Genomic DNA, 14,617 nt, shown 5'->3' with positions numbered 1-14,617 from the left:
ATTCATCGCTTGATGGCCACCTTGCCGAGATCCCACATCGGCAGGAAGATACCGAGCGCCAGAACCAGCACCAGCGCGCCAAGACAGACAATCAGGATAGGCTCAATCTGCTGCCCGAGCGTCTTCAGTTCGTACTCCACCTCGCGCTGGTACATCTGGCCAACCTCTTCCATCATGTCGTCGAGCGCCCCTGATTCCTCTCCAACCGCCACCATCTGCAGGACCACCGGCGAAAAGAATCCGGAAGCGATGGCCGCCCGCAGCACGCTTTCGCCGCGTTCGACCGTATCGCGCATGCCTTCGATCTTGGCTGCGATATAGCTGTTATCGACGGTTTGCGACGAATTGGTCAAGGCTTGCATGACCGGAACGCCACTGCGCGTTCCCAACGCAAAGCTGCGGGAAAACCTTGCCATTGCTGCCTTGCGGACGATTTTTCCGGCAATCGGAAAACGCAGGACGATGGACTCCCACTGCATCCGCCCGGCCACCGTACCGATCCAGGAACGAAACGCCAGCACCGCAACGACAAGGCCGATCAGCATGGCCGGCCACCAGGCCACCATGAAATCGGAAAAGCCGAGCAGAATCCTGGTCATCAGCGGCAGTTCGGCGCCAAAGCCCTGAAAGACCTTGGCAAAGGCCGGGATAACGAAAATATTGACGACAACGATAGCCACAGCCATCGCGATGACCACGAACATCGGGTAACGCAGGGCCGATTTGACTTGCTCGCGCATGTAGCGCTCGAACTCCAGATGCTCGAACAGCCGCAGAAAAATCTCGTCGAGCAGGCCAGTGGCTTCGCCGACCCGCACCATGGAAATATAAAAGGAGTTGAATACCTTGGGATGGCGGGCCAGCGATACCGACAATTCGCGGCCGGCCTCCAGGCTCTCGCGAACATCGCGGATCACTTCCCTCATGGCCTGATTGGTGGCCGACTCCTGCAGGCCACTCAGCGCACGCATGATCGGCACGCCTGATTTGAGCAGGGTATGCAGTTGCCGCGAAAAGAGCAGGATATCGACGTGCTGAACCCTGGGTTTGAACAGATTTAATTCGGCGCCGGGACTGCCTTTCGATGTGCTTTCCTGAATGGAAACCGGCGTCACACCCCGCCCGAGCAAGAGATCGGCAACCCCACCCGCCGATGCGCCTTCGAGCACGCCTTCGATCAGCTTGCCGCTGGCGTCCCGTCCCCTGTAGGCGAAGTTGGCCACGTGGGCTATTCCTCGAACTGGTTACTGATGCGCATGGCTTCGGCCACACTGGTCGTTCCGGCCAGGACCAGGCGGACCGCATCGCGACGCAGGGTCTCGCCGGCCATCTGCTGCCGGGCGACACGCAGGAATTCACCCGGGTCCTCATGGTTGATCGCTTCAACCACCGGATCACTCATTTCAAGAAACTCATAGACGCCCGTCCGGCCCTGATAGCCCGTGTTGGCACAGTGCGCACAGCCGCGACCATGATGGAAGACATGGCTATCGATCTGACTGCCCAACTCGTAACGTAGCCATTCGTGCTCGTTTGGCGTTGGCACATAGGCCTCGCGACAATTGCCGCAGATGACCCGAACCAGCCGCTGGGCAACGACCATATGCACCGACAGCGCCACCATGTAGCGTGGCACCCCCATGTCGAGCAGGCGGATTGGCGTCGACATGGCATCGTTGGTGTGCAAGGTCGACAGCACGAGGTGGCCGGTCATGGCGGCCCGCATACCGATTTCGGCCGTTTCCTGGTCGCGCATTTCGCCGATCAGCACGATATCCGGATCCTGACGCAGCACGGTGCGCAGCACGCGCGAGAAGGAAAGGTCGATCTTTTCGTGCACCTGCACCTGATTCAAGCCAGGAAGCCTGTATTCGACCGGATCTTCGACGGTAATGACCTTCTTTTCCGGGCTGTTCAGTTCGTTCAGCGCAGCATAAAGCGTCGTCGTCTTGCCGGAACCTGTCGGGCCTGTCACCAGAACCATGCCGCTCGGCCGCTTCAGGGCGTGGCGGAAGCGCTCCAGAACGCGTTCTGGCATGCCGATCTTCTCAAGCTCAAGCAGGCCGGTGTTCTGGTTGAGCAGACGCATGACGACCGACTCGCCGAATTGGGTCGGCAGGGTGGAAATACGCACGTCAACGGGATTGGCGCGCACCTTGATGTTGAATCGACCATCCTGCGGCAGGCGCTTTTCGGAAATATCCAGCCCGGACATCAGTTTCAGGCGCAGCGCGACGGCCGATGAGACTTTGGCGTCGGCCTCGGTCTGGATATGCAGCACACCGTCGATCCGGAAGCGGATGCGCAGTGATTTTTCCTGCGGTTCGAAATGGATGTCGGAAGCGCGCAGGCGCATGGCCTCCTCGAACACCGTCTGCAGCAGCTTGACGACGGGCGCATCTTCGGCACCGGGGTTCAAGCCAAGCAGGTCACCGAACTCGATCGGCACATCGCCCAGCTCGGCAGTCAGCTCCTTGGCAAGGCCGGTAATCTGTTCGCCACGGTGATAAACGCGGTCGACCATCGCCAGCAACTGGCTTTCAGTAACGACTGCGAGATCAATCTCTCGCCGAACCAGACGGGTAATTTCGTCATAGGCCTGCAAATCGGTTGGATCGGCCAGCCCTATCTGCAGGCGTCCATCCGGCAACTGATCAAGCACCAGCGCCCGGAAGCGTCGGGCTGGCGCCTCAGGCAACAGCTTGATCAGGTCCGGCTTGGGTGTGAAGCTGTTGAGATTGACGAAGGGAATCCGCAGCTGACGAGCCAGCGCCTGCGAGATCCCTTCCTCGGTAACGTAGCCACTCTCGACAAAAACGCGCCCCAGCTTGCGCCCTGTGCGTTTCTGTTCATCGAGCGCGATTTTCAATTGTTCGTCAGTCAGCAGACCTTGCTCGATCAGCAGGTCTCCAAGGCGGACTTTTTGCGGGGGGGGCATCCCGACCTCCAAAACACCTTAAGAAACGCCGTTAACAATATGAAATAACGGCTTAAGTTTCTACAGTAGACGTTTTTCGGAAGGCCGACAAGTCGCCATCTGGCGAGTTGTCGGTAAATCAATGCAAATCAGCGATGCCGGCTGCCGCTGCGATGTTGCGCCGGACCACCCGGCTTTTGGGCCGTTTTCTGCGCGGATGGCCGACCTGGTTGCGGCTTGCGCGCGCCACGCGGCGGCTGAACCGGCTTCGGCGGTGCAATGGCCGATGGCTCAAAACCCGGAATGACAACGCGCTCAAGATCCCGCTTGATCAGCCTTTCGATGTCGCGCAGGCTACCGCGCTCATCGTGGGAGACCAGCGAAATTGCCTCGCCTTCCATCCCGGCCCGGCCGGTACGACCGATGCGGTGCACGTAGTCTTCGGCAACATTGGGCAGTTCGTAGTTGATGACATAGGGCAGCGCGTCAATATCGATGCCACGTGCCGCGATGTCAGTGGCCACCAGAGCAACCAGCTTGCCTTCCTTGAATTCGGTCAGGGCACGGGTCCGGGCGCCCTGCGACTTGTCGCCGTGAATGGCAGCCGACTTGATACCGGCTTTTTCCAGCGTCTTGGACAACGCATCGGCACCATGCTTGGTCCGGGCAAAAACCAGCACCTGATGCCAGCCGCGCGTTTCGAAAAGGTGACAGAGCAGCTCTTTTTTCTGATCGCGATTGGTTTCGATGACGCGCTGGGTGACCGTTTCGGCGGCGGTATTGCGCGCCGCAACATCGACCGAGGCCGGATTGTGCAGCAGTCCGGCAGCCAGTTCGCGAATATCCGGCGAGAAGGTGGCCGAGAACATCAGGTTCTGGCGCTGTTTCGGCAATAGGGCGATGATCTTGCGGATGTCGCGGATGAAGCCCATGTCGAGCATGCGGTCGGCTTCATCGAGGACGAAAATCTCGATCTTGGACAGATCAACGGTGCGTTGCTGGACATGATCGAGCAAACGCCCCGGCGTCGCCACCAGAATATCGACCCCACGGCGCAGGTTGGCGATCTGCGGATTGATACCAACGCCGCCAAAGACGGCCAGTGAAGTGATCGGCAGATGCTTGCCGTAAGTGCGCACGCTTTCCTCGACCTGGATGGCCAGTTCACGCGTCGGTGTCAGGACCAGCACGCGCGGCGTCTTGGCAACGCGGGTCAGGCGGTCGTTCGGGCCGCTGCACAGGCGGTGCAGGATGGGCAGGGTGAAGCCGGCTGTCTTGCCGGTGCCGGTCTGGGCCGTGGCCATCAGGTCGCGGCCGGTCATGACGGCAGGAATGGCCTGCTGCTGGATGGGGGTCGGCGTATCGTAGCCTTGATCGGCAACGGCGCGCAGGAGTTCGGCCTTCAGGCCGAGATCGGAAAAATGCATGGGAATCCTTGGATAAAGCCTGACCGGAACGGCCAGGGAGCAACGATGCAGCGAGGGTCAGGAGAAACCGGATTTCAATTCAGGGCATTTCCCCAGTGACTCTGGAAATGCCCTGCTCCGGTTGTTTGCGCCCCCTCGCTGTCGGCGCGTAATAATTCAGACGATCAGATAGGAGCCAGACCCCGTTCGAGGTCGGCCTGCAGGTCCTCTACCGCTTCAAGGCCGACGGCGATGCGCAGCAGCCCTTCATTGATGCCGGCAGCGGCCCGGGCTTCCGGGGAAATGCGGCCATGCGTGGTGGAGGCAGGATGGGTGATGGTGGTCTTGGTATCGCCGAGATTGGCGGTAATGGACAGCAGGCGGCAATTATCGACGACCTGCCAGGCTTGTTCGCGAGCGCCCTTCACCTCGAAGGCGACAATGGCACCACCGGATTTTTGCTGGGTCTTGGCCAACTCGTGCTGAGGATGCGATGGCAGGCCGGGATAGAAAACGCGGGCCACCTTCGGGTGCGCTTCCAGCCAGGCAGCCAGCCCTGCGGCATTGGCGGACTGTGCCTCAACCCGCAACTTCAGGGTTTCGAGGCCCTTGAGCAACACCCAGGCATTGAAGGCCGACAAGGTCGGACCGGCTGTACGCAGGTATTTGAAGACTTCTTCGGTCAGTTTTTTCGGGCCACAAACGGCACCACCCAGGACGCGCCCCTGGCCGTCCAGGAACTTGGTGGCCGAATGAATGACCAGATCAGCCCCCATATCGAGTGGGCGTTGCAGGATAGGCGTACAGAAACAGTTGTCGACGGCGACCAGAATGCCCTTGGCGTGGGCAATGGCGACCAGCGCCCGAATGTCGGCGATTTCGGTCAGCGGATTGGACGGCGTTTCCAGGAAAAACAACTTCGTTTCCGGACGGATCGCCGCTGCCCAGGCCGCTGGATCGGTATGCGACACGAAGGTGGTCGTGATGCCGGTCCGCGACAGGATATTGTTGAACAATTGCACCGTCGCGCCGAACAGGCTATTCGAGGCAACAATGTGATCACCCTGCTTCAGATGGGCCAGCACGGCGGCCATGATCGCCGACATGCCACTTGAGGTGGCGACGCAATCCTCGGCGCCCTCCAGGGCAGCAAGGCGCTCCTCGAACATGGTGACGGTCGGGTTGGAGAAGCGGGCGTAAACGTTGCCCTCCTCTTCACCGGAGAAACGCTTTGCCGCCTGTGCCGCGCTCTTGAAAACAAAACTTGAGGTCAGGTAGAGCGCTTCGGAATGTTCGCCAAACTGGCTGCGCTCCTGGCCGGCACGAACTGCCAGCGTTTCCGGACGGTAATTCGGCAAGTCAGCCATTACTCCTGCCCACCATTCGCCAGGCCCAGCACCATCTGCTGCGAAGAGCGACCGTCGCCGTCATCATCGTTCTTGACCGGCTTGCCGCCACGCTTGCCCTCGACTGCATCGAGGTAGTAGTCATCAATGTCGCCGGTGATGTAGCAGCCGTCGAAGCAGGAAGCATCGAATACGGTCAGGTCGGCCCGCAGGTTGGTGATGGACTGCTTCAGCGCTTCAAGATCCTGATAAACCAGGGCATCGGCGCCAATTTCGGCAGCGATCTGGGCATCGGTCCGCCCGGTGGCAATCAGTTCGGAGCGGGTCGGCATATCGATGCCATAAACGTTCGGGAAGCGCACCGGTGGCGCCGCCGAAGCGAAATAGACCTTGACGGCACCTGCCGCACGGGCCATTTCGACAATTTCGTGGCTGGTCGTGCCGCGGACGATGGAGTCATCGACCAGCAGCACCCGCTTGCCCTTGAACTCCTGGCCGACGGTGTTCAGTTTCTGGCGCACCGACTTCTTGCGCATGGCCTGCCCCGGCATGATGAAGGTACGACCGACATAGCGATTCTTGACGAAGCCCTCGCGGAACGGAATGTTGAGCACCTGCGCCAGTTGCATGGCCGACGGGCGACTGGAGTCGGGAATCGGAATGACGACGTCGATTTCCTCGATCGGGATATGCTTCTTGACCTTCTCGGCCAACAGTTCGCCCATCGCCAGGCGGGCTTCATAGACCGAAACGCCGTCGATCACGGTATCCGGCCGAGCCAGATAGACGTACTCGAAGATACACGGGGCGTACATCGGCTGCTGCGCGCACTGACGGCTATGCAACTGATGATTGAAGTCGATGAAAATGGCTTCGCCCGGCTCGATGTCGCGCACCATCTTGAAACCGAGTGTATCGAGCGCCACGGACTCGGAAGAGACGAGGTATTCCATGCCTTCCGGTGTTTCGTTCTGACCGTAGATCAGCGGGCGAATGCCGTGCGGGTCACGGAAAGCAAGCAGGCCATAACCGGCAATCAGCACCACGACGGCGTAAGCGCCACGGCAGCGGCGATGCACGCCGCCCACAGCCTGGAAGATGGCATCAACATCAAGCTCATAACCATGCGCCGATGACTGCAGCTCATGGGCCAGCACATTGAGCAGCACTTCGGAGTCGGAATTGGTATTGATGTGCCGGCGATCGAGGCGGAACATCTCGCCCTTGAGTTGCTCGGCATTGGTCAGGTTGCCGTTATGGCCAAGCACCAGGCCAAACGGTGAATTAACGTAGAAGGGTTGTGACTCGGCGAAATTGTAGGCCGAGCCAGCGGTCGGATAACGAACATGACCGATGCCGCAGTTGCCCGGCAGGGCACGCATGTTGCGAGTGCGGAAAACGTCACGCACCAGACCAGGCCCCTTGTGCAGGTGGAAGGTGTTACCTTCCGCCGTCGCGATGCCGGCCGCATCCTGGCCACGATGCTGAAGCACCATCAGACCATCGTAAAGCAGCTGATTGACCGGCGTTGTCGCCATTACACCCAGAATCCCGCACATAGTATTTCCTGCCTAGCTGAATCGAATTCGTTTTGCCAAATCGTTTGGCAACCAGGGCTTGGCTGCCAAAACGACAGTTTCCAAAGGTGCCGACAAGGTCGCATCCTGCCACCACGCCTGCATCGGTGCCGAGGTCATCCCGCCCAAGCCGACCAGCACCATACACACCAGTACGCCACGGACCAGGCCGAAGACCATACCAAGGATACGGTCCGACACGGACATGCCCAGTGCCTTGACCATGCTGCGCACGGCCATCCGGAACAAGGCCATGACGACCAGTACACCCACAAATATCACCACACAACCTGCCAGTGTCCGCAAAGCCGGATCAGACAAGCCGGCAAATGCTGTTCGCCCGACCACCGCGCCGAACTCCACGGCAGCGAAGATCGCCAGCACCCAGGCGACCAACGCGATAATCTCGCCCACCACACCCCGCCACAGACCAAAGATCAACGACACACCGACGATGCCGATCGCAACGTAGTCAAAACCCGTCATGGCTTGGCCGCAACAACTCCAGACACACCGATGCGCTGCATTTTTTCGCGCGCCTTGTCAGCGGCTTCGCGACTGGGGAAGGGACCGGCCCGGAGGCGCGTTTTCCTGCCCTGCGGCGTATCGAGCGGCTCGCTGTAAGTCTTGATGCCCTGCTCCGTCAATTTGGCCTTCAGTATCTTGACGTTTGCCTCGTTGGAAAACGCTCCGATCAGTACCAGATATTCGCCGCCCTTGGCCGCCTGTTTGGCTTCCGCCATCTGTCCGGCCAGAATCGCTGCCGCCCGCTTGGCCTCATCGGCCTTGGGTTTGTCCGCCACTTTTTCGACGGGTTTCTCAACGGGCTTGGCAACTGGTTTTTCAGGTGCCTTCTCAGGTTTCTGGGGCGCCTTTTCCGCTGGCTTGTCGTCCGCCTTGACAACCTCAAGCACGCGCGCCGTTGGCTTGACTTCAGGCGCCACTACGGCCGGCGCCTTCTCAACAGGAGGCTCAGTCGGCTTGACCACCGGTTTCCCGACCGGGGCGGCAGCAAACTTGGGCGCAAACGTTTTTTCTTCCTGCCCCGGAATGCGAATCTCGACATCCTGCACCGTCTGACGCGGCTCGTGATCCATCACCATGGGCAGCACCACGGCAACCACGGAAACAAAGAAAACTGCCCCGACCAGACGGCGGCGGGCGCGTTTCTTGAGGTGCAACTGGGCGTCGTTGTCGTCCATGATCAGGGCTTTTTCCGAAGCGCTTCAAGCGCACCGGCCACCGTATAGAAAGATCCAAAGGCCAAGATTCTATCACTTTCAGCGGCCTGACCCTTGGCTGCCTGCAAGGCAGCCTGTGGCGAAGGATGGCAAACCACCTCACCACCCAGCCCGTTGTCGGCGATGACGCCGGCCAGCGTCTCGGCTGCAGTACCGCGCGGACCACCCAGTGTCGCCACATGCCAGACATCAATCTTGCCTTTGAGCGGCGCCAGCGCACCGGCAATATCCTTGTCCCTGAGCATGCCGACGACAGCGTAAGTCTGGTCGAAAAAGCCCATGCTCGACAGGTTGTCGGCCAGCACGCGGATCGCCTGCGGATTGTGGCCGACATCGAGCACGATGGCCGGCTTGCCTGGAATGACCTGAAAGCGCCCGGCCAGTTCGGTTTCGATCAGACCGGGACGGATGGCCTGCATGGTCACCGGTAGTTTATTACCCAGCGCATCAAGCGCGGCCAAGGCGACCGCTGCGTTGAACAACTGCGTCGGGCCGCGCAAGCCGGGATAGGCCAGCGCCCGTTTGAGCAACTGTGTTCCGGAGCGGCACCACCACCGCCATTGCAGCCGGTTTTCGTTCGTTTCGGCACTCGGTCGCTCGAAACCAAAATCGCGACCGATCAGGCGCAAATCAGCACCAATGGCTGCCGCATGATCGAGCAGGCTTTGTGGCGGATGCGGGTCGGCGCACAGCGCCGGCTTGCCGGCGCGGAAGATACCCGCCTTCTCAAAACCAATCGATTCGCGATCCGGCCCCAGCCAGTCGGTGTGGTCGAGCGCCACGCTCGTCACGATGGAGACGTCCGGTTCGTAGGCATTGACCGCGTCCAGTCGGCCACCCAGCCCGACTTCGAGAATAGCCGCCTCAACGCCGGCCTCGGCAAACACCTCCCAGGCCGCCAGCGTACCAAATTCAAAATAGGTCAACGCAACATCGCCGGCTTGCTGACGGGCCGCCTCGACACGGGCAAACGCCGCACACAGGGCTTCATCGCCGACCGCTTGGCCATTCAGGCGAACGCGCTCGTTGTAGGCGAGCAGATGCGGCGAGGTGTAACAACCCACCTTGTAGCCGGCACGATCGATGATATTTTCCAGATAGGCGCAGGTCGACCCCTTGCCATTGGTACCACCAACGATGATCACCGGGCAATGCTGAGCTTGCCCGAGCGCATCCTTGACCAGTCGAATGCGATCAAGGCCCAGCTCGATCCCGGCCTGACCTTTTGGGTGCAGGCCTTCGAGATGGGCCAGCCAGTCTTCAAGCGTCTTCAAGCGGCAGCCGGCAGCTTTTGCAGCAGGGCCAGAACTCGGGCAACCTGATCGCGCAGTTCGCGACGATCGACAATCATGTCGATGGCGCCCTTTTCCAGCAGGAATTCGGAGCGCTGGAAGCCCTCCGGCAACGTCTCGCGCACGGTCTGCTCGATCACGCGCGGGCCGGCAAAGCCGATCAGCGCCTTTGGCTCGGCAATCACCACATCACCGACAAAGGCAAAGGACGCGGAAACGCCGCCCATGGTCGGGTCGGTCAGAATGGAGATGAAAGGCAGGCCAGCCGCAGAAAGCTTGGTCAATGCAGCGGTCGTCTTGGCCATCTGCATCAGCGAGAACAAACCTTCCTGCATCCGCGCGCCACCGGAAGCGGTAATGCAGATGAAGGGCATTTTCTGCTCAACCGCCGCCTGCACGCCGCGCACGAAACGCTCGCCGAGCACCGAGCCCATCGAACCGCCCATGAAGTCGAACTCAAAAGCCGCCGCAACAACCGGCATGGTCTTGATGGCGCCTTGCAGGACAACCAGCGAATCGCTCTCACCAGTGGACTCATTGGCTTCCATCAGGCGGTCCGGGTACTTCTTGGAATCCTTGAACTTCAGACTATCGACCGGCAAAACCTCGGCACCAATCTCGAAACGGCCTTCCGAATCGAGCAGCAGATCCAGACGTTGACGCGAATTCAGGCGATTGTGATGGCCACACTTGGGGCAGACCTGCAGGTTGTTTTCCAGATCGGTGGCGTAAAGCACAGCCTCGCAGGACGGACACTTGCTCCACAGACCTTCCGGCAGGTTGCCGCGGCGCTGTGGGCCCTGTTCGCGCTTGATCTTTGGGGGCAGTAGTTTGGTCAGCCAGCTCATTTTTTTACCTCATCCACACCACGGCGTATGTCTGCGACCAGGGCTTTCACATTGGCACAGGCTGTTTCAGCCGTCGATTTTTCAATTTCTTCGATAATCCGGCTACCGACGACCACGGCATCGGCAATACCGGCGATGCGTGCTGCGGTCGCGGCATCGCGGATGCCAAAACCGACGCCGACCGGCAGGCCGGTTTTTTCACGAATCAGCGGCAGGCGCTCGGCTACCGCCTCGACATTCAGTGCGCCGGAACCGGTCACCCCTGCCAACGAGACGTAATAGACGTAACCGCTGGCAATTTCGGCGACATGCGCGATGCGCTCGGCCGAAGAAGTCGGTGCCAGCAGGAAAATCGGATCCATGCCCTGAGCCTTCATGGCTGCACCGAAGGCAGCCGCTTCTTCCGGCGGGTAGTCGACGATCAGCACGCCATCAACACCAGCCTGAGCAGCCGCTGCGGCAAACTTTTCCAGCCCCATCGCTTCGACCGGATTAGCGTACCCCATCAGCACAACGGGTGTCTTGCCATCGGTCTTACGGAACTCGACCACCAGTTGCAGCACCTTGCGCAGCGTCATGCCCCTGGCCAGCGCCCGTTCCGAGGCACGCTGAATGGTCGGACCATCAGCCATCGGATCGGAGAATGGAACGCCGAGTTCAATGACATCGGCGCCGGCTTCAACCAGCGTGTGCATCAGCGGCAGGGTCAGCGCTGCATCCGGGTCGCCGGCGGTAATGAAGGGAATCAGCGCCTTGCGGCCTTCGCCATTGAGGCGTTCAAAAGCAGACTTGATGCGCGACATCAGAAGACGATCCCGGATTTTTCGGCCACGGTATGCATATCCTTGTCACCCCGACCGGAGAGGTTGACCAGCAGAATCTTGTCCTTGGCCAGCGTCGGTGCCAGCTTGGCGGCGTAGGCCAGCGCGTGGCTGGATTCGAGCGCAGGGATGATCCCCTCAATACGGCACAGGGTATGGAAGGCGGCCAGCGCTTCGCTGTCGGTAACAGGCTGGTATTCAGCGCGACCCAAGTCCTTCAGCCAGGCGTGTTCCGGGCCAACCCCCGGGTAATCCAGACCAGCCGACACCGAATGCGTCTCAATAATCTGGCCATCTTCATCCTGCAGCAGGTAAGTGCGGTTTCCGTGCAGCACGCCGGGTACACCAGCAGTCAGCGAGGCAGAGTGACGACCCGTTTCCATCCCATCACCGGCGGCTTCGACGCCAATCAGGCGAACGCCCTCGACATTTATGTACGGGTAGAAGATACCCATCGCGTTGGAACCACCGCCGACGCAGGCAATAACGGCATCCGGCTGACGGCCGGTCATTTCCGGCATCTGGACCAGACATTCTTCGCCAATGATCTTCTGAAAATCGCGCACTAGCATCGGGTACGGGTGCGGGCCTGCCACCGTGCCGATGATGTAGAAGGTGTTGTGGATGTTGGTGACCCAGTCGCGCATCGCTTCGTTGAGCGCGTCCTTGAGTGTCTTAGAGCCAGACTCGACCGGCACGACCGTGGCGCCGAGCAATTTCATGCGATAGACGTTGGCCGCCTGCCGTTTGACGTCCTCGCTACCCATATAAACCACGCACTCCATGCCGTAGCGGGCGGCGACGGTGGCCGTCGCAACGCCGTGCTGGCCGGCGCCCGTTTCGGCGATCACGCGCGGCTTGCCCATGCGCTTGGCGAGCATGGCCTGGCCGATGCAGTTATTCACCTTGTGGGCACCGGTGTGGTTAAGGTCTTCGCGCTTTAGGTAGATCTGGGCGCCGCCGAGCATTTCGGACCAGCGCTTGGCGTGGTAGATCGGCGACGGGCGTCCGACAAAATGTTTGAGCTCGTATTCGTATTCGGCGCGGAAGGCCGGATCAGCCTGCGCAGCCGCGTAGGCTTCCTTCAATTCATCGAGCGCGCCAAACAGCGTCTCGGCCACGAAGACGCCACCGTAGGGGCCGAAATGGCCCTTGGCGTCTGGGAAGTTATATTGACTCATCGGCTTTCCGTACAGCCGCCACGAAGGCAGCGATTTTCGAGTGATCCTTGATTCCCTTGCTCGCTTCGACACCTGATGAGATGTCAACGGCCACCGGGCGCACGCGCCGCACGGCATCGCCGACATTGTCTGCGGTCAGGCCACCGGATAGCACCAGATACGAGGGGAGATTCGGCGGGATCAGCGTCCAGTCAAAGACATGGCCGCCACCACCGTAGCCCTCGACAAAGGCATCCAGCAACAGACCCCGGGCATCGGGAAACGAGCCGGCGAATTCTACCAGATCAAGCCCCGGCCTCACCCTTGCCGCCCGCAGATAGGGCCGGGCAAACTGGCTGCAATACGCTGCATCCTCGTCGCCGTGAAACTGCAGGACGTTAATGGGCAGGGCTTCGCAGGCGATGCGGACAACTTCTGGCGCCTCGTTCACGAAGAGACCGACGACGTCGACGAAAGGTGGAATCCGCTTGACCAGTTCGGCCGCGCGCTGCGGCGAAACGTAACGCGGGCTGGGCGGGTAGAAGACGAAGCCGATCGCATCGGCACCGGCCGCGACAGCCGCGTCGACATCTTCTTCGCGAGTCAGGCCGCAAATCTTGATTCGGGTCTTCATTTCAACATTCCATCGAGGAAATCGTCATTCGGATCAGGCAATCCCCAGTGCGGTTCGTAAACCGGCCCACGGAAATACAGACCATCCGGCGAAAAGGTAGGCGCTGCCAGTTTACGATCCTTTGTCTGCAGAAGCGCTTCGATCCAGTCTGGCTGCTGCGTACCCTTGCCAATATAGACCAGCGTACCGACCAGATTGCGCACCATGTGATGCAGGAAGGCACTGGCCTCGAAATCAAAAACAAACATGTTGCCGCACTGGCGCACCTCAGCCCGCGACATGTGCTTGACCGGTGACTTGGCCTGACAATTTGCCGCCCTGAAAGCAGAAAAATCATGCTCGCCGAGCAGCCGAAGACAGGCCTCCTGCATCGCTTCCAGCTCCAGCGGCCAGTGAAACCAGCCCACCCGTCCTTGCCACAATCCAGGGCGCTGCGGACGATTAAGCAGCAGATAACGATAGCGCCGGCCTCGGGCACTGAAGCGGGCGTGAAAATCTTCTGCCACCGGCTGCGCCCAACGCACGGCCACGCCTTCCGGCAAATGCGAATTAACCCCGCGCACCCATGCGGTCAGCGGACGATCAACCGGCGCATCGAAATGGGCAACCTGATGGGTTGCATGGACCCCGGCATCGGTTCTCCCCGCGCAGAGCACACCAACCGGCACACCGGCAACTTCGCCCAACGCCGCTTCCAATGCATCCTGCACCGTCCCACCGCCGGCCTGACTCTGCCAGCCATGGAACCCGGTACCGCAGTATTCAATCCCCAACGCAACTCTCACAGCAATACCGCTCCCATCAAGCCGATCCCCGCTACCGTGACCGCCAGCGTGTCCCGGCCGGACCAGTGTAAAACTTCGAGATGGAGCACCTCAGGACCACCCGCCAGCGCCGCATCAACCGCCAGCATTCGCCGCCACGCTCCCTTTTCCGGAACCGTTTGCAAATTGGCGAGGACCAGGGAGAGACGAACCACCAAACGCTCGACATCCAACCCCAGCACCCGGAAATGTCTCAGCAAGCACCATAGACCGCCGACCATTCCATCATGACCAACATTGACAAAAAGCCAGGCCAGACAGGCCAGCATGACAAGCAATCGAGCCGCCTGCAAGCTGGCTTCGGCGACCCCCTCATAGGTTGGCGCCCACACCCAGTCCTGCCATGCCTCGCCTGGCGTGTTGTAAGCCAGAATCAGCCAGAGGGTCAGCAACAACCAGCGCGCCCGGCGAACATAGGCCAACCAACGAACCAAGGAAGCTGGCGTCAGCAGCGAAATCCCGAGCAACAAAATCGCCAAGCCGGCGTATCCGACAAACTGCGTACCCAGAACAGCCGCCAGCCAGACGATCAATGCACACGAAGGATGCAA

The 14,617-nt window shown here is 60.4% G+C and carries 14 protein-coding genes; all 14 read right to left on the bottom strand.

Annotated features, from left to right (window positions below):
* Positions 1-2: 2 nt before the first annotated feature.
* Positions 3-1,223 carry a type II secretion system F family protein gene (locus DARO_RS04600; RefSeq protein ID WP_011286645.1) on the bottom strand — a complete coding sequence of 407 codons (1,221 nt, stop codon included), beginning with the start codon at positions 1,221-1,223 and terminating at the stop codon, positions 3-5.
* Positions 1,224-1,228: 5 nt separating this feature from the next.
* The gene (locus DARO_RS04595; protein WP_011286644.1) at positions 1,229-2,938 is read right to left on the bottom strand and encodes a GspE/PulE family protein; all 1,710 of its coding nucleotides are present in this window, start codon (positions 2,936-2,938) and stop codon (positions 1,229-1,231) included.
* Between the two features lie 128 nt (positions 2,939-3,066).
* The gene (locus DARO_RS04590; RefSeq protein ID WP_011286643.1) at positions 3,067-4,344 is read right to left on the bottom strand and encodes a DEAD/DEAH box helicase; all 1,278 of its coding nucleotides are present in this window, start codon (positions 4,342-4,344) and stop codon (positions 3,067-3,069) included.
* A gap of 164 nt (positions 4,345-4,508) precedes the next feature.
* Positions 4,509-5,690 (bottom strand): O-succinylhomoserine sulfhydrylase, encoded by a 1,182-nt coding sequence (locus DARO_RS04585; protein WP_011286642.1) that lies wholly within the window; start codon positions 5,688-5,690, stop codon positions 4,509-4,511.
* Positions 5,690-7,228: an amidophosphoribosyltransferase gene (purF, locus tag DARO_RS04580; protein WP_041224212.1), complete on the bottom strand. Its 1,539-nt coding sequence runs from the start codon at positions 7,226-7,228 to the stop codon at positions 5,690-5,692. Before purF ends, DARO_RS04585 begins: the two co-directional genes overlap by 1 nt.
* 12 nt (positions 7,229-7,240) lie before the next feature.
* Positions 7,241-7,732 (bottom strand): CvpA family protein, encoded by a 492-nt coding sequence (locus DARO_RS04575; RefSeq protein ID WP_011286640.1) that lies wholly within the window; start codon positions 7,730-7,732, stop codon positions 7,241-7,243.
* Positions 7,729-8,448, bottom strand: coding sequence for an SPOR domain-containing protein (locus tag DARO_RS04570; RefSeq protein WP_011286639.1), 720 nt, complete (start codon positions 8,446-8,448; stop codon positions 7,729-7,731). Before DARO_RS04570 ends, DARO_RS04575 begins: the two co-directional genes overlap by 4 nt.
* 2 nt (positions 8,449-8,450) lie before the next feature.
* Positions 8,451-9,761 carry a bifunctional tetrahydrofolate synthase/dihydrofolate synthase gene (folC, locus tag DARO_RS04565; RefSeq protein ID WP_011286638.1) on the bottom strand — a complete coding sequence of 437 codons (1,311 nt, stop codon included), beginning with the start codon at positions 9,759-9,761 and terminating at the stop codon, positions 8,451-8,453.
* Positions 9,758-10,627, bottom strand: a complete 870-nt coding sequence (gene accD, locus DARO_RS04560) for an acetyl-CoA carboxylase, carboxyltransferase subunit beta (RefSeq protein WP_011286637.1) — start codon at positions 10,625-10,627, stop codon at positions 9,758-9,760. Before accD ends, folC begins: the two co-directional genes overlap by 4 nt.
* A complete protein-coding gene (gene trpA, locus DARO_RS04555) occupies positions 10,624-11,430 on the bottom strand; it encodes a tryptophan synthase subunit alpha (protein WP_011286636.1) in 807 nt (268 codons plus the stop codon). Before trpA ends, accD begins: the two co-directional genes overlap by 4 nt.
* A complete protein-coding gene (gene trpB / locus DARO_RS04550) occupies positions 11,430-12,629 on the bottom strand; it encodes a tryptophan synthase subunit beta (RefSeq protein ID WP_011286635.1) in 1,200 nt (399 codons plus the stop codon). The genes trpA and trpB overlap by 1 nt, the downstream gene beginning before the upstream one ends.
* On the bottom strand, positions 12,616-13,242 hold the full coding sequence (locus DARO_RS04545; protein WP_011286634.1) for a phosphoribosylanthranilate isomerase: 627 nt from the start codon (positions 13,240-13,242) through the stop codon (positions 12,616-12,618). Before DARO_RS04545 ends, trpB begins: the two co-directional genes overlap by 14 nt.
* Positions 13,239-14,027, bottom strand: coding sequence for a tRNA pseudouridine(38-40) synthase TruA (gene truA, locus DARO_RS04540; protein ID WP_011286633.1), 789 nt, complete (start codon positions 14,025-14,027; stop codon positions 13,239-13,241). The genes DARO_RS04545 and truA overlap by 4 nt, the downstream gene beginning before the upstream one ends.
* The gene (locus tag DARO_RS21545; protein WP_011286632.1) at positions 14,024-14,617 is read right to left on the bottom strand and encodes a hypothetical protein; all 594 of its coding nucleotides are present in this window, start codon (positions 14,615-14,617) and stop codon (positions 14,024-14,026) included. Before DARO_RS21545 ends, truA begins: the two co-directional genes overlap by 4 nt.

Source organism: Dechloromonas aromatica RCB (assembly GCF_000012425.1).
This window is presented reverse-complemented; position numbering and strand designations above follow the sequence as displayed.